12 protein-coding genes are annotated in these 18,155 nt (G+C 45.0%); 11 read left to right on the top strand and 1 reads right to left on the bottom strand.

Annotated features, from left to right (window positions below; genetic code table 11):
• Nucleotides 1–162: 162 nt before the first annotated feature.
• From OCV61_RS10805 to hflX, 7 genes are all read left to right on the top strand, one after another.
• Nucleotides 163–1,149 (top strand): DUF1385 domain-containing protein, encoded by a 987-nt coding sequence (locus tag OCV61_RS10805; protein ID WP_158421819.1) that lies wholly within the window; start codon nucleotides 163–165, stop codon nucleotides 1,147–1,149.
• Nucleotides 1,146–2,000, top strand: a complete 855-nt coding sequence (gene prmC, locus OCV61_RS10800; protein ID WP_158421818.1) for a peptide chain release factor N(5)-glutamine methyltransferase — start codon at nucleotides 1,146–1,148, stop codon at nucleotides 1,998–2,000. Before OCV61_RS10805 ends, prmC begins: the two co-directional genes overlap by 4 nt.
• Before the next feature lie 88 nt (nucleotides 2,001–2,088).
• The gene (prfA, locus tag OCV61_RS10795; protein WP_158421817.1) at nucleotides 2,089–3,165 is read left to right on the top strand and encodes a peptide chain release factor 1; all 1,077 of its coding nucleotides are present in this window, start codon (nucleotides 2,089–2,091) and stop codon (nucleotides 3,163–3,165) included.
• An 81-nt stretch (nucleotides 3,166–3,246) separates the two neighbouring features.
• Nucleotides 3,247–4,158, top strand: a complete 912-nt coding sequence (locus tag OCV61_RS10790; RefSeq protein ID WP_158421816.1) for a nucleotidyltransferase family protein — start codon at nucleotides 3,247–3,249, stop codon at nucleotides 4,156–4,158.
• Between the two features lie 15 nt (nucleotides 4,159–4,173).
• Nucleotides 4,174–5,520: a phosphoglucosamine mutase gene (gene glmM / locus OCV61_RS10785; RefSeq protein ID WP_158421815.1), complete on the top strand. Its 1,347-nt coding sequence runs from the start codon at nucleotides 4,174–4,176 to the stop codon at nucleotides 5,518–5,520.
• Between the two features lies 1 nt (nucleotide 5,521).
• Nucleotides 5,522–6,601, top strand: a complete 1,080-nt coding sequence (locus tag OCV61_RS10780; RefSeq protein ID WP_262582804.1) for a tetratricopeptide repeat protein — start codon at nucleotides 5,522–5,524, stop codon at nucleotides 6,599–6,601.
• Complete coding sequence (hflX, locus tag OCV61_RS10775) at nucleotides 6,602–7,834, top strand: GTPase HflX (RefSeq protein WP_158421814.1); 1,233 nt, start codon at nucleotides 6,602–6,604, stop codon at nucleotides 7,832–7,834.
• Nucleotides 7,835–7,890: 56 nt separating this feature from the next.
• Here hflX and OCV61_RS10770 read toward each other — a convergent pair whose 3' ends face one another.
• Entirely contained in the window at nucleotides 7,891–9,525 is a 1,635-nt protein-coding gene (locus OCV61_RS10770; protein ID WP_158421813.1) for a class I adenylate-forming enzyme family protein, read from the bottom strand.
• Nucleotides 9,526–9,882: 357 nt separating this feature from the next.
• On the opposite strand from OCV61_RS10770, the gene OCV61_RS10765 reads away from it, so the two are divergent.
• From OCV61_RS10765 to OCV61_RS10750, 4 genes are all read left to right on the top strand, one after another.
• Complete coding sequence (locus tag OCV61_RS10765) at nucleotides 9,883–11,430, top strand: sodium:solute symporter family transporter (protein ID WP_158421812.1); 1,548 nt, start codon at nucleotides 9,883–9,885, stop codon at nucleotides 11,428–11,430.
• A 204-nt stretch (nucleotides 11,431–11,634) separates the two neighbouring features.
• Complete coding sequence (locus tag OCV61_RS10760) at nucleotides 11,635–11,886, top strand: type II toxin-antitoxin system Phd/YefM family antitoxin (protein WP_158421811.1); 252 nt, start codon at nucleotides 11,635–11,637, stop codon at nucleotides 11,884–11,886.
• 400 nt (nucleotides 11,887–12,286) lie between these two features.
• Nucleotides 12,287–13,624 carry a hypothetical protein gene (locus tag OCV61_RS10755; protein WP_158421810.1) on the top strand — a complete coding sequence of 446 codons (1,338 nt, stop codon included), beginning with the start codon at nucleotides 12,287–12,289 and terminating at the stop codon, nucleotides 13,622–13,624.
• Nucleotides 13,625–13,849: 225 nt separating this feature from the next.
• Nucleotides 13,850–18,124, top strand: coding sequence for a DUF7601 domain-containing protein (locus OCV61_RS10750; RefSeq protein ID WP_262582802.1), 4,275 nt, complete (start codon nucleotides 13,850–13,852; stop codon nucleotides 18,122–18,124).
• Nucleotides 18,125–18,155: the final 31 nt, after the last annotated feature.

Here is an 18,155-nt window from a genome sequence, read left to right as displayed (position 1 = left end):
CGAAAGCCAGCGCCTTGAGACGCTGGCCTAGCATTAAAGGCTTATAGCCATCCTACGAGCCACCCGTTTCACGGGTGGGGGCGACTTATCAGGGATTATTGTCAGGGCTTTTTGCCCCGGCATCTTCTTATTTTACATTTACAGGGAGAATATAATAATATAATGAGATCATCCAACATTGGCGGCCAGGCAGTTATGGAAGGCATCATGATGCGTCATAAGGACAAGTATTCCATCGCTGTACGCAGGCCGGATAAAGAAATCGAATTAAAGGTTGAGGATTACAAATGCATTTTCGGTAACGGGAAGCTCTGGAAAAAACCTATCATCCGTGGAGTTGTCAGCTTTGTGGAGTCTCTGGTGATAGGTACCAAGTGCCTGATGTTTTCAGCTGAGATTGCAGGAGATGAGGAAGACGAGGAAGAGGCAAAGAAGAATCAGCAGCTGACAGCAGAAGAACTGGAAGCTAAGAAAGTAAAAGAGGATAAGCAGTTTCGTTGGCTTCTTTACGGAACTGTAGCGGTATCTGTGGTGATTTCAGTGGCTGCATTTATGCTTCTGCCTTATGCACTTGCCAGCCTGATCCGTAAGGTAGGGGCATCGGAAGTGCTTGTAACCATTGCAGAAGCTTTTGTAAAGATGGCATTGTTTATGGGCTATATGCTCCTGATCTCCAGGATGAAGGATATCCAGAGAACCTTTATGTATCACGGAGCTGAACACAAATGTATCAACTGTGTGGAGCATGGGCTTCCCCTTACAGTAGAGAATGTACTGAAAAGCTCCAGACTGCACAGAAGGTGCGGCACCAGCTTTTTGTTTCTGGTTATGCTGGTAAGTATTTTCCTGCACTTTATTTTTGTGTTGGTACCAGGTTACTGGATGCGCCTGTTTGGACGTCTTCTGATGGTGCCTATTGTTGCAGGCGTTTCCTTTGAAATCATCCAGTGGGCAGGACGTACAGACAGCAAGTTTGCAGAGATCATGAGCAAGCCGGGACTGGCCATGCAGAAATTTACAACCAAGGAGCCTACCGCAGATATGGCAGAGGTTGCCATTAAGGCAGTAGAAGCTGTATTTGACTGGAGAGCATATCTGAAAGAAGAGTTTGGCCTGGATGTACCTTTGGCAGAAGAGAAAGAATCATGAGTTCTTTTGAAGAATTACTGAAAAATGGGAAAAAGATCCTGGAGGGATCCGGAATCACAGAAGCCGGGCTGGATGCCTGGCTCCTTCTGGAATACGTGACCGGTAAAAACAGAGCCTGGTATTTTGCACATTCAGATGAAATGGCAGATTCAAAGGAAGCAATCCGGTATCAGGAACTGATCCGCAAAAGAAGCAGCCATATTCCATTACAGCATCTGACTCATCAGGCTTTTTTCATGGGATATGAATTTTATGTGGATCAGCATGTGCTGGTACCCAGGCAGGATACAGAGGTGCTGGTAGAGACAGCACTGGAAGCTATGCAAGGCCGGAAGGATCTGCAGATTCTTGATATGTGTACCGGGTCCGGATGTATTTTATTCAGTCTGCTTCTGGAAAAGCCGGACAGCACAGGTACAGGAGTGGATCTGTCTTTGGAGGCACTTGAAGTAGCAAGGAGGAACAGAAGGCAGCTGGAGCTGGATGGTCGGGCGGAGCTTTTACAAAGTGATCTGTTCTCTGCAAAGGAGCTTAAGGACGGCAGACAGTATGACATCCTTATTTCCAACCCACCGTACATTCCTACCAAAGAGATTGACACACTTATGGAAGAAGTAAAGTCTCATGATCCTAGGCTTGCCCTTGACGGTCATGAAGACGGTCTGTATTTTTACAGAAAGATCTGTACAGAGGGAAGGATATATTTGAAAAAAGGAGGTTGGCTCCTTTTTGAGATAGGTTGTGATCAGGGAAAGGATGTGGCAGAGCTTATGGAGGCTGCCGGTTTTTCTGAGGTACAGAGAAAGAAAGATCTGTCCGGTCTGGACAGAGTTGTATTTGGAAAATGGTAATTGTTGGTAACTATTTGACAGGAAGTAACTGTGAATGTATTGGACAGCTGCAATTGTTGTTTACACGGTATATGAGTAAGGAGACACTATGTTTGATAAATTGGATGATCTGCTTCTGCGATTTGAAGAGGTCCTGAATGAGCTTGGAGAACCACAGGTAACAGCCAATCAGGAGCGTTTCCAGAAGCTGATGAAAGAGCAGAGCGATCTGCAGCCTATCGTTGAGGCTTACAGAGAATATAAGAAAAATAAAGAAACCGTTCAGGACAGTCTTTCCATGCTGGAAGAGGAGAAGGACGAGGATATGCGGGAAATGCTGAAAGATGAATTGTCTGAGGCAAAGAAGAGGATCGAAGAACTGGAGCATGAGCTGAAGATCCTGTTGCTTCCCAAGGATCCTAATGATAATAAGAATGTTATCGTTGAGATCCGTGCAGGAGCAGGCGGAGATGAGGCGGCACTTTTTGCTTCTGAGATCTACCGTATGTATGTAAAATATGCAGAATCAAGACGGTGGAAAACTGAAATGATGAGCCTGAATGAGAACGGGATCGGTGGTTTTAAGGAAGTTACCTTTATGATCAATGGTGCAGGGGCTTATTCCAGACTGAAATATGAAAGCGGCGTACACAGGGTACAGCGTGTGCCTGAAACGGAATCCGGCGGCAGGATACACACTTCTACCTGTACAGTGGCGATCATGCCGGAGGCAGAAGAGATCGATTTCCATCTGGATCTGAATGACTGTAAGTTTGATGTGTTCCGTGCATCCGGTAATGGCGGCCAGTGTGTCAATACTACGGACTCTGCTGTACGTCTTACCCATATCCCTACAGGAATCGTGATTTCCTGTCAGGATGAAAAGTCCCAGCTGAAGAATAAAGACAAGGCTTTAAAGGTGCTGCGTTCCCGGTTGTATGAGATGGAACTGGCAAAGCAGCATGATGCAGAGGCTGAAGCCAGAAGAAGCCAGATCGGTACAGGAGACAGATCTGAGAAGATCCGTACCTACAATTTTCCACAGGGAAGGGTGACAGATCACAGGATCAAGCTTACGCTTCATCGTCTGGACAGTATCCTTGGAGGAGATCTGGATGAGATCATTGACAGTCTGATCGCGGCTGATCAGGCTGCTAAATTAAGCAAAATGAGTGAAGAGAACTGAACAGAGGTTGGCTTTCTGTTATAATAGTAATGAGGAAATCGAGGCATTCTTGAATTATTTAATTTACATGGAGGGTTGATTATGAAGAAAACAGCGTTGGCAATTATGGCAGCAGGTGTTGGCAGCAGATTTGGCAACGGGATCAAACAGCTTGCCCCTGTAGGACCGAAAGGTGAGATCATTATGGATTACTCTATTCGTGATGCACTGGAGGCAGGCTTTAACAAGATCGTATTTATTATCCGCAGGGATCTGGAAGAAGAATTTCGGGCTTCCATCGGTGCCAGAGTAGGGAAGATCGCAGAAGTGGCTTATGCGTTCCAGGAGCTTGACGATCTGCCGGAAGGCTTTGAAAAACCAGAGGGACGTACAAAGCCATGGGGAACAGGCCAGGCGGTTTTATGTGCAAAGGATGTGCTTACAGAGCCCTTCGCCGTGATCAATGCAGATGATTACTACGGAAAAGAAGCCTACGTAAAGGTACATGATTATCTGGTATCAGAGCACCCGCAGGATGGGACCACCCATATCTGTATGGCAGGCTTCAGGCTGGGTAATACCTTAAGTGATAACGGAAGCGTTACCAGAGGAGTATGTCATGTAGAGGATGGCAGGCTTACCGGCGTAACGGAAACACATAACATTTTTAAAACAGAGACAGGAGCAGAATCCAGGGAAGAGGGCCATGTTACCCCGCTGGATACGTCCTCCCTTGTGTCTATGAATATGTGGGGACTGACTCCTGAGTTTATGGAGATCCTGCATAAAGGATTTATTGAATTCCTTGGAGATATGCAGCCGGGAGAGCTGAAAAAAGAATATCTTCTTCCGGTGCTGATCGATGAACTTCTTCACGCAGGTAAGGTACAGGTAGATGTACTGGAATCCAGGGATACCTGGTTTGGTGTTACCTACCAGGAGGACAAAGAAGTGGTTATGAAGGCATTCAAAGATCTAACAGAAGCAGGCGTTTATCCGAACGGCCTGTATTGAGAGGAGACTTAAGCAATGGGAAAATATTTCGGAACAGATGGTTTTCGCGGAGAAGCAAATGTTAAGCTGACAGTAGATAATGCTTTTAAGGTTGGGCGTTACGTGGGATGGTATTATGGCCGGAAACACAAAGCAAAGATCGTGATCGGCAAGGATACCAGACGAAGCAGTTATATGTTTGAGTATGCGCTGGTAGCCGGACTTACAGCTTCAGGAGCAGATGCATATCTTCTTCATGTGACTACTACTCCCAGTGTTTCATTTGCAGTACGTACAGAGGATTTTGACTGCGGTATTATGATTTCAGCCAGCCATAACCCTTTTTATGATAATGGGATCAAGCTGTTAAACGGCAATGGGCAGAAAATCGAAGCAGAGATCGAAGCCAGGATCGAGGCATATCTGGACGGAGAGATCGAGGAGCTTCCCCTGGCAACCGGCGCAGATATTGGGCGGACTGTGGATTTTGCATCCGGACGTAACCGCTATATCGGTTATCTGATCTCTATCCCAAGCCGTGATTTCAAGAATGTAAGGGTAGGTCTGGACTGTGCAAACGGCAGTTCTTCCGCCATTGCAAAAAGTGTTTTTGATGCTCTTCAGGCAAAGACCTATGTGATCAATAATACACCGGATGGCACCAACATTAATACAAACTGTGGTTCCACCCATATTGAGGTTTTACAGAAATTTGTGGTAGACAAAGGACTGGATATCGGATTTGCTTACGATGGGGATGCAGACCGCTGTATCGCTGTGGATCACAGAGGAAATGTGATCGATGGTGATAAGATCATGTATGTATGCGGTAAATACCTGAAAGAAGAAGGAAAGCTGAATGGCAATAAGGTTGTGACCACGGTTATGTCCAATCTTGGTCTTTACAAAGCTTTTGACCGGGAAGGCATAGGCTATGAACAGACCGCTGTAGGTGACAAATATGTTGCGGAGAATATGCTGGAGAATAATTACAGCATTGGAGGAGAGCAGTCCGGACATATTATTTTCAGCAGATATGCAGCTACAGGAGATGGTATCCTTACTTCGCTGATGCTGATGGAGGCATGCGTGGAAAAGAAAGCCACTCTTTGTGATCTGGCAAAGGAGATGAAGGTGTATCCCCAGGTGCTGAGAAATGTGCGTGTGGCTGACAAGCAGACTGCAAGGGAGAACCCAAAGGTGAAAGAAGCTGTTGAAAAGGCAGCAAAAGAGTTGGGAGATGGCGGACGTATCCTTGTCCGTGAAAGCGGTACAGAGCCTTTGATCCGTGTTATGGTGGAGGCTGAGTCTGATGAAACATGCCACAAATATGTAGACGATGTTGTAAAGGTGATAGAAGCTGAAGGGCTGATCGTAGAATAAGATGAAAATAAAAAGAACAGCAGCGATTCTGGCAGCCTGTATGGGGATCAGTCTTCTTGCAGGCTGCGGGGATGACAATCAGAAAATTTTTGAACAGGCAGATAAAGACCTGGCACAGGGAAGCTATGAATATGCCAGAGAAGGATATCTTACTTCTGTGCAGAACAAAGTAAAGCTGCCCCTTTCTTATCGGGGAGCAGGGATTGCCAGCCTGCGTCTTGGAGATTACCAGGATGCCATCCAGAATTTTGCCAGTGCCCTTGCATGTGAGGATACAGGAAAGGCTCTTGCAAAGGATATCCTTGCTTATAAGGCTACAGCAGAGATAAAAGCCGGATCCTATGAAGATGCAATGGCAGACTGCCAGACACTGATCAAGGATCATGATATGGATGCAGATACCTGGTTTCTTGCCGGTAATGCAGCCCTGCTGCTGGACTCCTATGAGGAAGCAGCTTCTGATTTTGGAAAATCCTTTGATGCAGATCCTACTTATGACCGGGCAATCCGGATTTACGGTATTTATCTTGATCAGGATATGGAAGCAGACGGTACAACTTATCTGGAAGCTGCCCTTAAAAAGGAAACAAAGGATTCAGAAAGTCATTGTGATAAGGGCCGGATCTATTATTACATGGAAGATTATGACAATGCCAGACAGGAACTGACCCAGGCTGCAAACGACGGAGAAGAGGAAGCAGATCTTCTTCTGGGAATGGTTTATCTGGCACAGAATGATATTTCCAATGCAAGGACCATGTTCCAGAATTATGTGGAAGCTTCTGTGGGAGATGGTGACACTAAAGATGGATACAGTCCGGCCAAAGGCTACAATGGCCTTGCCTTGTGCGATATTGCAGAGGGTAATTATGATTCTGCACTGACGAATATATCCAGCGGGATCACAGTTTCAGATACAGACGATCTGCAAAGCCTTCTGTTTAATGAAGTGATCGCCTATGAAAAGAAACTGGATTTTGCATCTGCCCTTGATAAGGCACAGACTTATGTGGGTATGTATCCGGATGATGCAGATGGGCAGAAGGAAGTGGCTTTTCTGAAAACAAGGACAGGAGCATAGATGGAATATATAAATGAGATTGAAGAACGGGTGATCCTGGTTGGTGTACAGGTAGGGGATGAGGATACACAGCAGTCCCTGGATGAACTGGAAGAGCTGGCAGATACAGCAGGAGCCATTACCGCCGGTAAGATCATCCAGAGCCGTGAGGCTGTTCATCCGGGTACGTATATCGGAAAGGGAAAGATAGAAGAGGTACGTTCTCTGATGCTGGCTGTGGATGCCACAGGCATTATCTGTGATGATGAGCTGTCCCCGGCACAGATGAATAATCTGGAGCATGAACTGGAATGCAAGGTTATGGACAGGACGCTTCTGATCCTGGATATTTTTGCAAAGCATGCAACCACAAGTGAAGGTAAGATCCAGGTAGAGCTGGCGCAGCTGCGGTACAGAAGTGCCCGCCTGGTGGGGCTTCGCGCTTCCTTATCCAGACTGGGAGGCGGTATTGGCACAAGAGGCCCGGGAGAGAAAAAGCTGGAAACAGACCGTCGTCTGATCCGCAAAAGGATCACTGCCCTGAAAGAAGAACTTTCCCAGGTGGAACGCCACCGGGAACTTTTGCGTACAGGCAGAAGCCGGGGAAATCTGAAGACTGCAGCTATTGTAGGATATACAAATGCAGGAAAGTCTACCCTTCTGAATGCATTAACAGGATCCCAGGTACTTTCCCAGGATAAGCTTTTTGCCACACTGGATCCTACCACCAGGTCACTGACCTTGGAAGACGGGCAGCAGCTGCTGCTTACAGATACAGTGGGTTTTATCCGTAAGCTTCCCCACAATCTGGTGGAGGCCTTCAAAAGTACTTTGGAAGAAGCAAAGTATGCAGATTATATTATTCATGTGGCAGATGTTTCCAATCCGCAGGTTGAGCTGCAGATGCATGTGGTTTATGATACCTTAAGGGAATTGGGGGCAGATGGCAAGAAGACCATCACTGTTTTCAATAAACAGGATGTAGCCGGAGACGTGACGGTTCGCGATCTTCGGGCTGATTATACAGTTAAGACCTCTGCAAAGACAGGAGAAGGCCTGCAGGAACTGCAGGAACTGCTGGGAAAACTGATCTCAGAGGAGCTGCTTTATGTAGAACGGGTATTTCCATATCAGGAAGCCGGGAAAATACAGCTGATCCGTGAGAACGGACAGCTTTTGTCAGAAGAATATACTGAAAATGGGATCCATGTGAAAGCCAGGGTCCCAAAAGAAATCTATCATAAAGTAATATAACAAAGCAGAAGGCTCCCTAAATCCCTTAATTATTGAGGGACTTGGGGAGCCTTTTATTATCCCTGACTCTGGGTAGCCACCAGATGGGCGGCACCATAAATCTCACGAAGCTTCGGCTTCTCGATCTTGCCGGTAGGATTCCGTGGAACATCTGCAAAGATGATCTTCCTAGGACGTTTGTATCTTGGAAGCTTTCGGCAGAACAGGTTAATATCCTCTTCTGTGCATGTACTGTCTGGCTTTAACTGGATAATGGCAGCTGCGATCTCTCCAAGACGCTTATCCGGAAGACCGATCACTGCAACATCCAGGATCTCAGGATTTGTGCGAAGGAAATCTTCGATCTGTACAGGATACAGATTCTCACCGCCGCTGATGATCACATCTTTCTTACGGTCTACCAGATAGATAAAGCCGTCTTCATCCTCCATAGCCATGTCTCCGGTATATAACCAGTCTCCGTGAAGCACCTCTGCAGTAGCTTTAGGATCCTTGTAATAGCACTCCATAACGCCAGGTCCTTTGACAGCAAGCTCACCGGTCTCACCCTGAGCGACTGTATTGCCCTGTGTATCAATGATCTTTGCCTCCCATCCATAGCCTGGCACACCGATGGCGCCAACTTTGTGGATATTTTCAACACCAAGGTGGACACAACCTGGTCCGATGGATTCACTAAGTCCGTAATTGGTGTCATATTGATGATGAGGAAAGTATTCCTTCCAGTGCTTGATCAGGCTTGGCGGAACCGGCTGGGCACCAATGTGCATCAGTCTCCACTGAGACAGCTGGTAATCTTCAAGTTTTAATTCTCCACGGTCAAGGGCAAGAAGAAGATCCTGTGCCCAGGGAACCAGAAGCCATACGATGGTACATTTTTCTTCGGAAACCGCCTGCAGGATAAATTCAGGATTAGCACCTTTTAAAAGCACAGCCTTGCTGCCGGAAAGCAGACTGCCGAACCAGTGCATCTTGGCTCCTGTATGGTACAGGGGAGGAATGCAGAGGAACACATCCTGGTGTGTCTGGCCATGATGGTGCTGTTCTGTCTGGGCGGCATGCAAAAGAGCACGGTGTCTGTGCAGGATAGCTTTTGGAAATCCGGTAGTACCGGAAGAAAAATAAATGGCAGCGTAATCGTCATCTGAAATAGCAATCTTGGGCGACTGGCTGGAACAGTTGGCAGTATGGGAAATATAATCCTCAGCAAAACCAGGACAGCTATCACCCACATAGTACAAAAGCCTGTGTTTCCCGATTTCATCGGCTACTTCCTCTACACGGCCGATAAATTCCGGACCGAATACCAGGATGTCCACATCAGCCAGATCCAGGCAATACTGGATCTCATCAGCAGAATAACGGTAATTCAGGGGAACAGCCAGTGCACCTGTTTTCAGGATACCAAAATAGATAGGAAGCCACTCCAGGCCATTCATCAGAAGGATGGCAACTTTATCTCCTTTCTGGACACCACGTTCCAGAAGCAGGTTGGCAAAGCGGTTGGCTTTTTCGTTGAAGATATTCCATGTAATCTCACGCCTGTAATAGGGGGCACGTTCCGGCTCGATCAGTTCAAATTCTTTCCATGTGACCCGCCGGGTCTCCGGCAGTTCCGGGTTGATCTCCACAAGACAGACTTCATCTCCGTACAGACGGCAATTCTTTTCCAGAAGCTCAGTAATAGGCATTTCAAATAACTCCTTTTTGTTTAAAACATTTTATAAAATATTCGCGCGTTAAAGCGTCGGTTCATTGAAGTAATCATATCCGATTTATCACAAAATGTCAACAAAAGAATCGGCAGGATCATGGATTCAACAAGATAAAATGCACAAAAAAGTGAAGAAAAACAGTTGACGGAACCAGGAGATCAATGGTATACTGTTTCTACTTGAAATTTAGCGAGTAAAAGCGTAACGCTTTAACGCAACAAAGCAAAATGAAATAACAAAAGTTTAATAAAAAATGTAACAACAAAAATGAAATAACAAAAGTGCAGCAACAAGAATGCAGCATCAAACAGGTAAATGAGGGAGGATTTTTTTATGTCTGTAAAACTGATCATGCTGGTGATCTTTTTCGGGATCATGATCGCAGTAGGAGTGATGTCCAGGAAGCATGCTTCCAGTGTCACAGGATTTGTACTTGGAGGAAGGAATGTGGGACCGTGGCTCACAGCCTTTGCTTATGGTACTTCTTATTTTTCAGCAGTAGTATTCGTTGGATATGCTGGACAGTTCGGATGGAAATATGGACTGGCATCTACCTGGATCGGACTTGGGAATGCTTTTCTTGGAAGTCTTCTGGCCTGGGTGGTGCTTGGACGAAGGACAAGGATCATGACCCATCATCTGCAGGCGGCTACCATGCCGGACTTTTTCGGCAAGCGGTTTGACAGTCATGCACTTAGGATCGCTGCTTCTGCCATCGTATTTATTTTCCTGATCCCATACACAGCATCTTTATATAATGGCCTGTCCAGACTGTTCGGGATGGCTTTTGACATTCCTTATTCTGTGTGTGTGATCCTTATGGCTACCCTTACCGGCATCTATGTGATCCTTGGAGGATATATGGCCACTGCCATCAATGACTTTATCCAGGGAATCATTATGATCTTCGGGATCATTGCAGTGATCGGGGCAGTACTGGCCGGACAGGGTGGATTTATGAATGCAGTGAAAAGCCTGTCCCAGCTGTCCAGTGATGTGCCTGCTACCCTGGGCCAGCCAGGAGCCTTTACATCTTTTTTTGGACCGGATCCTTTGAATCTTCTTGGCGTGATCCTTCTTACTTCTCTGGGAACCTGGGGGCTTCCACAGATGGTACATAAATTTTATACCATCAAAAGCGAGAAAGCAGTACAGACAGGTACGGTGATTTCTACTGTTTTTGCAGTGATCATTTCCGGCGGATGTTATTTTCTGGGAGGCTTTGGAAGACTTTTTGACGGAGCCGGGATCTACACGGCAGAAGGTGCAGTTGCCTATGATGCCATTATTCCGGCTATGCTTTCTACCCTGCCGGATGTGCTGATCGGTATTGTGGTGATCCTGGTGCTTTCTGCATCTATGTCTACGCTGTCTTCTCTTGTGCTGACATCCAGTTCCACATTAACACTGGATTTTATCAAGGGAAATATTGCAAAAAACTTAAGCGAGAAAAAGCAGCTTTTGCTTATGCGTATCCTGATCGTGTTCTTTATTGCTGTTTCTGTGATCCTGGCTTTGGATCCGCCTACATTTATTGCCCAGCTGATGGGTATTTCCTGGGGAGCACTGGCAGGTGCATTTCTGGCACCGTTTTTGTATGGGCTTTTCTGGAAAGGCACCACTAAGCTGGCTGTCTGGGCAAGCTTTATCACAGGGGTAGGCATCACAGTTGCAAATATGTTCTTTAAATTTATTGCATCCCCTATCAATGCAGGGGCTGTTGCCATGGTAGCCGGACTGATCGTTGTGCCGGTGGTAAGTCTGCTTACACCAAAGCTGAACAAACAGAAAGTAGATCAGATCTTTACCTGCTATGATGAGAAAGTGTCTGTTAAGCAGAAGATTGCTTTGCCGGATGATCAGCAGGCTGAACGCAAGTGAGGCATGGTGAGTGTTAATATCTTTTATATGACAGATTTTCAGACAGGGGAATCATAAAAAAGAGAGAAATGTAGAATAATTGAATTGACCGCCATAGAATAATAGGGTATAATAATTGTACAAGAAATAGTACAATAAATAACACAATAAATAGTGCAATAAATAGTACAAGAAATTATATGATTATGAAAGGCTGGTGAGATTATGTTAGCTGTGAATTATTCTACAATCCGAAATCATTTAAAAGATTATTGCGATCAAGCAACAGATAATCACGAGACTGTTATTGTTACACGTAAAGGTGAAAAGAATGTTGTGATCATGAGCCTTGAAAGATACAATCAGCTTGAAAAAGCTGCTCGTAATGCAGAATATCTTGCTATGATTGATAGAGGAATTGCACAATTATCTGCAGGCATGGGGAAGGAACATGAACTGCTTGAGGTAGATGAATGAAAAAGTTATGGGCTGACAGAGCATGGGATGATTGCCGGCAGGGGACATTATGAGGATTAAGTAAATAAGTAGATATGAAAAGAACCGTCCAGGTTTCTCTGAGTGATTAAGGCTCAGATAAACATTTGGGCGGTTTTTCAATTATATTTTCGCCTGGTACAGCGTTCTGCAAATAACTGCACCAGACTTTTAGTCTAACATTCATGTATCCGATATCCTGGTAAATCAGCCGGGAATTGTGGATACATGGATTGTGTACTCTTTTTATATAAAAAATTATAAAAATGAAAAATGTGATATTGAACAGATTATAGTAAAGACGTATAATTTAAAATGAAAATCTGGGACAGCAACAGAGAATGAGTTAAAAAAGAAAGGCATTATAAAGGAGGAAAGGTGTATGAGGAAGAAGGGATTAAGCAGGATGTTGGCTATGACCATTGCTTTTTCCATGGTAATTGGAGGCAATTTCCAAGGTGCAGTGGCAGGAAATATAAGCTATGGGGCCGAGTTTTCCGATGGTGGGGAGATAACAGATGACACAGCGGATCCGGCAGTATTAACAGAGGAACAAAGCGAAGATAAACCAGCAGGGTTAACGGAGAAACAAAGCGAAGATGAACCGGCAGCATTAACAGAGGAACAAAGCAAAGATGAACCGGAGGAAGTAGTTCTGCCGGAAGAATCTACAGGCGAATCTACAGACGAAGGGGACGGTAATAATGAGAACCAGGCAGAAACTCCGGAAGGTGATGAACCGCAGTTTCAGGATGTGACAGAATCCCAGAATCTGAATGTGGATGAAGCTGATGCTTCTGCTTCAGAAGACATGGAAATTGAGGATGTGGAAGAAGAAAATGCAGAAACAGACCTGTTGGAGGGCGAGGATCTGCAGCCTGTAACGGAGAAAAGTCAGATTATTAAGGATCCGGCAAATCCAGCCTGTGGAATGATTGTGGATTTTACATTGGATGGTTCATCACTGGAAGCTTACAGTAAGATTAACTTTTCTCACAATGATGGTAAAGTGGACAGCATATGGTATAAGGGACGCTATTATGGCTATTGGTATTGTTTTCTATATGGGAAAATCGATAACCGGTATGAATACATCACAGTGAATAGTGCTTCTTCTATCAATGTGATAAGTGAAGCAAAAAGCTATGTGGGAAGGTATAGTTCCATAAGAATGGTTGTCTTGCCACAGTATAGTTGTTGGGATAGTTATAATAGAAGAGATAATTATCTTACTGACAGTATACTGGCACAGAACAGTTTCTCATGGGCCGGGAAAGCAACCTTCAAATTACAAGGCGAACAAATCAAGACATGTGAAATAAAACAGGTTTCCGATGCAGGAGGAAAAGGGGGCAGTCTGCCGGATACAGGACAGTGGATCACTTATGAAGGAGATAGGGAGTACCCTACAGAGCAGCTGACAACAGAAAATCCACGATCTGTCATCAGAATACGGAATACTGTTTCTAAGCAGGTTCTTGAATACCAGGAGAACGGATTGCCTAAGGGAGCTGTGGTCATCCGTAATGCAGGAGAGATAGGGACAGTTGTGTCGGTGACAGGACATCTGACAGGAAAGAATAAATACATCTATCATAATAATTCCTCAGACAGTGTTAAAGAATGCGAATCAGACAATTATGGATTTGAGATTGGTGCTGAAAAATACTCACAGAATGAAGACGGGAAATGGAAAAATACAGATAACGGACAAAAATAGTATCGATTATACAGATCGGAAACAAGAAAATATTTGTCTCCTGGAGAATGCCTGGTTCTTTATCCAACTGTTTCAGAAATATATCATTATCGGCTGTTGGTGGAATTTAACCATTATGGCGAACAAAGTCAGGATATTACCACAGAATCCGTGGAAGCTGTGCAAGGAGAATGGACACAAAAGGGACAATACTGGAGCACCGAGGTATCTTCGGATGTAACCGATATGACAAATCCGCAGCTTAACGTAACGTCAAAAGAGGCAGCAGTGCCATCTTTCAAAGAAAACGGTCTGCCTAATTATGCACTTCTGATCCACGGTAATGCACAGACGAAAGCAGTAACAGGTTATGCTGATGAAACCAGATATCCAGGATATTTTGTAAGAGTAAACCCCTGTTGGGAAAAGCTGCATAATTCCCAGCCTGAAAATTACCAAACTCCAGGGCTGTGGGCTGCGTGCCTTTATTACAAATGGAATCAGAATACAGGAAAATATGAAGTAAGCGACGAAGATAGAGAAAATAGAGGTTGGAATTACATCCAGAATATTGAAAACTATGAGGATACGTCCGATTATTATCATTGTTTTTATGTTAATCCCAAGCCTGATGAAGTGGCAGCAATCGTACCATTAAGGTGCGAGGGAGATCAGTATTCTTATTACTATACATCAGGAGCAAGTGATGCGAAAAATTATGAAAATTCACAAAGCCGTAATTATTGTTTCCAGTATCAGGTTTTTCTGAACAGCACACAGGAATGGTTGATCACAGGCGTGAAAGCCCTGGATGGACAGAGTAGCCCCACTCTGGTAGATGGTATGGTAAAGGGAGCCTGGCTTACATGTGGAAACGGGGCAGCAGAACATACAGGGACAGTAGGAGCTGATCTGGAAATTTCAACTCAGGTTCAGACAGGGGGCATGCTTTATGGACTGAAAGCAAATGGTTTGCCAAATATCGGTTTTCGGATGAAAGTTGGAGAGCTTACAGGAAACGGCTTATCAGGACAATTGAAAATCAATATTACTGTGCCGCAAGCCTATCAAAACGGCGAAGCAGGCATGGGATATGCAACAGGTGATGAATATCGAAAATCAGAACAATCACGTTACTGGACCTATGAAATCACCGGTAAGGGCGGAACCAAAATGACGGCAGTCCTATTTCGAAATACAGTAAATGGGGTTTATGAGGTGGTAGATTCAAAAATCGCCTCAGTAGATGCGGAAAATGGAGGAAGCTTCGATCTTACAGGAATGGATTTACAGACAGGAGATATTTTGTGTGTCATTCCATATTCACCGGAATACACCGGCTTGATCAGCGAGCGGAGTTATGATGGAAAATACAAAAGCACATTAAAATCAAATGTCCCAGGTAATAACAAAGTCCTCCCAGAAGCTTTATTTGGCAGCACACAGAAGCTTCGATATTTTAATTTTGATTACAGTCTTTCTCTGGATGGAACCGGAGACATTTTATCTGTTACCGGTGAGAATGGAACAGAAATTGAAAACGAGGCAGAAGTTTTTTATGGAAAAGAATCGGTATGTGATGATGGAAAGTATTTACAGGAAGCAGTTTTATCAGTAAGTGCTGGTGAAAAGATACAGGGCTGTGGGCGTTTGGAAAACGGTCTGCCAAATTATGGGCTTGTTTTTCTGCCTAGTGTTGCAAGGGAAAGGGCGAGTGCATGTATAGAACCGATTTTGAATACGGGAGAAAAATATAGTTGGTATGTATTTGAAAAATATCAGCAAAATACGGAAGGCAGGTATGAGCTTGCACAGGACAGCCAGGGAGAAACAAAAGTACGGATATATCGATTGTCCAAGGAGAAAAAGTTTGTGTCTCATGAGGCCGGAGAATACGTGGAGATTTTAAGACCAATCATCCCTACAGCTAAGGTTAGTAAGGAAGCTGGAGATAAAAGTGGTTCAACTTCTTTTGATTGGTATCCCAATAGTACCGGGGATAGAGGTGGAACTTATGAAGCCACAGACAAGAACGGAAATGTGATCTATCCTCAGACTGGAAAAGCGAGATATTCTTATTCGATCATACCAACCTTTGTTTACCTGAAGAAAACAAATCGGTGGAAAACAACAGACTGGGAGAAGACGGCTCCTGAAATTATTGATACTACAAATATGTCCTATGGAGTGACCGGAGAGGTTAGTTATGATTCGGAAAAGGACAGGGTAATTGTATTACAGGAATTAGAAATAGAATACATACATTCATCTTTGCAGACGCTTCCGGACAATGGTCTTCCAAAGAATGGTCTTGTAATACAGAATAAAAATATTGGTGGAAGCGCTTCAGAGCTTGCTGAATTTAATGTTCGGCTGGATATGGCAGCAGATGGAGTTGAAAAGATGTATTTTTTTGCCTGGCTGTACAGGCAGGATGAAGAGGGAAACTGGCATAAGGCAGAAAAGATGAATGATACCAATGACTGGATCAACATTCGTGACATAAACATCTATAATCCTGAAGGGTGGCTTTCTATTACTTCAAGCTATGGCTATGGGGTACATGCCCACCTGAAGGATAACGAGGCTATCGTTATTATGCCGCAATATGACCTGTATACCTTCTCTTACAGGATCTGGCTGAGCAATACCAGAGAGTATGATGTGGTGCATGGATCCTGTCAGATTCCTTCGGATGTACAGCATCCCAGCAGGCATGAATTTACCGGAACACTTTCCCATTTCCCAACAGAAAATCCAAAGGCAGAACAGCTGGTGATCGCTACCTCCCCGAAAAATGTGGATGCAGGAGGCAGTGAGACAGTAAGCAGGCTGACCAATGTACGGTCCCTGCCGGTTACGCTTTTTGACTATGATTTTGGTGAGTGGGCGCATTTTGTACTTGGGGCGCAGACTGCACAGTACAGATTCCGGTATGATCCGAAGAATGTTAAAAACACAGCAGTAAATACCTGGTACAATAATATATTTACAGGAATCCTGAAGAATCGGCTTGGAGAGGACGGGCTGCCTGTATTTAATTACACAACACCGTTTTCACTGTTTGATACCTCTGTGGCTGCTGTAAACGGCGGTACAAAAAGTGTATACCAGAATGTTGGCTTTGATTTTGTATATGATCCTTCAGCTAATGAGTACAGCTACCAGAGCAGCCTCAACCATGCCGGTTATGATCCGGGAGCAAACAAGATCTATCAGTATGATAAGGCCATCGGTATTGAGGGCTGGGATGAGAAAGGGGCAGGCTTTTTCCCATTCAACAGCTTTGAGGACGAAGGAGTATGGGGAACCAGTGAAAAAAATACCAAGGGTATTTATCTGCTGGATCAGCTGAAAACCGTAGATTACCATTTCGGGATGAGCATGGAAAAGGACTTTATCATTCCGGAAGATGGCACGGTAGCTATTACGGATGATCAGGGAAATGTTTCCGCACGGAAGGATATGGTCTTTTCTTTCAGCGGTGATGATGATGCCTGGCTGTTTGTGGACGGACAGCTGGTGCTTGACATGGGCGGTATCCATGAAGCGGTATCCGGAAGCATTAACTTTACAAAGGGAACCTTTACTGTGACCAGCAGTGTTACCGGGGACACCAGGACCCAGGCACTATCCTCTGTTTTTGCAGACTATCCGGAAGCCATCGGCAAGTGGGATGATTCTGCATGGGCAGCAGGAACAAAGCATATCTTCAGCTTTTTCTACCTGGAAAGAGGAGGAACCCTTTCTGACTGCTCCATTAAGTTTAATCTTCCTGTATTTAAGAATTTTGCAGTGACAAAGGCAGTAGAAGGAAAAGATACCCAGGAAAGCTTTGATTTTGAAATGGAGCTTCTGGATGGACAGGGAAATGCCTACACCGGCAATCTGTATCAGCTGACAGATGGAAAGCGTACCCCTGTAGAAAACGGTACAGGAAAGTATCAGTTCCAGTTAAAGGCTGGGGAGACTGTTCAGTTCAGCACTCAGCAGGAGTGTACCGCTTACCGTGTAACCGAAACAAAGCAGGGGAACTGGATCGCAGGATGGGCTTCCACAAATGGCAAGAGCGGTGAAGGAAATGTGACGGAGCTTCTTCCTACAGACTGTGATGTGACAGTGACCAACCGGTATCAGGAGCCAACCCCAACACCGGCAGAGCCAACAATTACACCGACGAATACACCAACCCCGCAGGTTACAACCACACCTGCACCGGAAGTATCTGCTACACCAGTACCATCTGTGACTGTATCCAAGACACCTACACCTACCAAAAAGGCAGAGCCCTCTGACACTCCGGAGCCTACAGTTACAGTAACTGTGACCGAAGGACCATCCGGCGGCAGTGGAAACGGTGGTTCAGGAAATGGCAGCTCCGGCGGCTCAGGTTACAGCACCAATTCTCCCAAGACAGGGGATGCCAGCGATGCCGCTTTGTGGCAGACATTATTATTATTGGCTATGGGTGCGATCCTGCTCACTGCTATGAGAATTGTTAGAAAACAGAAAGAAATGTAAAACAACCCGCAGATATCATAGTTGGGGGCAA

It is taken from the genome of Blautia ammoniilytica (genome assembly GCF_025566965.1).
Classification (GTDB): domain Bacteria; phylum Bacillota; class Clostridia; order Lachnospirales; family Lachnospiraceae; genus Blautia_A; species Blautia_A ammoniilytica.
This window is presented reverse-complemented; position numbering and strand designations above follow the sequence as displayed.

What these genes read in the sequence shown, in the direction of transcription:
- OCV61_RS10805 (WP_158421819.1), top strand. Translation starts at nt 163, where the DNA reads ATGAGATCATCCAACATTGGCGGCCAGGCAGTTATGGAAGGCATCATG.
- prmC (WP_158421818.1), top strand. Translation starts at nt 1,146, where the DNA reads ATGAGTTCTTTTGAAGAATTACTGAAAAATGGGAAAAAGATCCTGGAG.
- prfA (WP_158421817.1), top strand. Translation starts at nt 2,089, where the DNA reads ATGTTTGATAAATTGGATGATCTGCTTCTGCGATTTGAAGAGGTCCTG.
- OCV61_RS10790 (WP_158421816.1), top strand. Translation starts at nt 3,247, where the DNA reads ATGAAGAAAACAGCGTTGGCAATTATGGCAGCAGGTGTTGGCAGCAGA.
- glmM (WP_158421815.1), top strand. Translation starts at nt 4,174, where the DNA reads ATGGGAAAATATTTCGGAACAGATGGTTTTCGCGGAGAAGCAAATGTT.
- OCV61_RS10780 (WP_262582804.1), top strand. Translation starts at nt 5,522, where the DNA reads ATGAAAATAAAAAGAACAGCAGCGATTCTGGCAGCCTGTATGGGGATC.
- hflX (WP_158421814.1), top strand. Translation starts at nt 6,602, where the DNA reads ATGGAATATATAAATGAGATTGAAGAACGGGTGATCCTGGTTGGTGTA.
- OCV61_RS10770 (WP_158421813.1), bottom strand. Translation starts at nt 9,525, where the DNA reads ATGCCTATTACTGAGCTTCTGGAAAAGAATTGCCGTCTGTACGGAGAT.
- OCV61_RS10765 (WP_158421812.1), top strand. Translation starts at nt 9,883, where the DNA reads ATGTCTGTAAAACTGATCATGCTGGTGATCTTTTTCGGGATCATGATC.
- OCV61_RS10760 (WP_158421811.1), top strand. Translation starts at nt 11,635, where the DNA reads ATGTTAGCTGTGAATTATTCTACAATCCGAAATCATTTAAAAGATTAT.
- OCV61_RS10755 (WP_158421810.1), top strand. Translation starts at nt 12,287, where the DNA reads ATGAGGAAGAAGGGATTAAGCAGGATGTTGGCTATGACCATTGCTTTT.
- OCV61_RS10750 (WP_262582802.1), top strand. Translation starts at nt 13,850, where the DNA reads ATGACAAATCCGCAGCTTAACGTAACGTCAAAAGAGGCAGCAGTGCCA.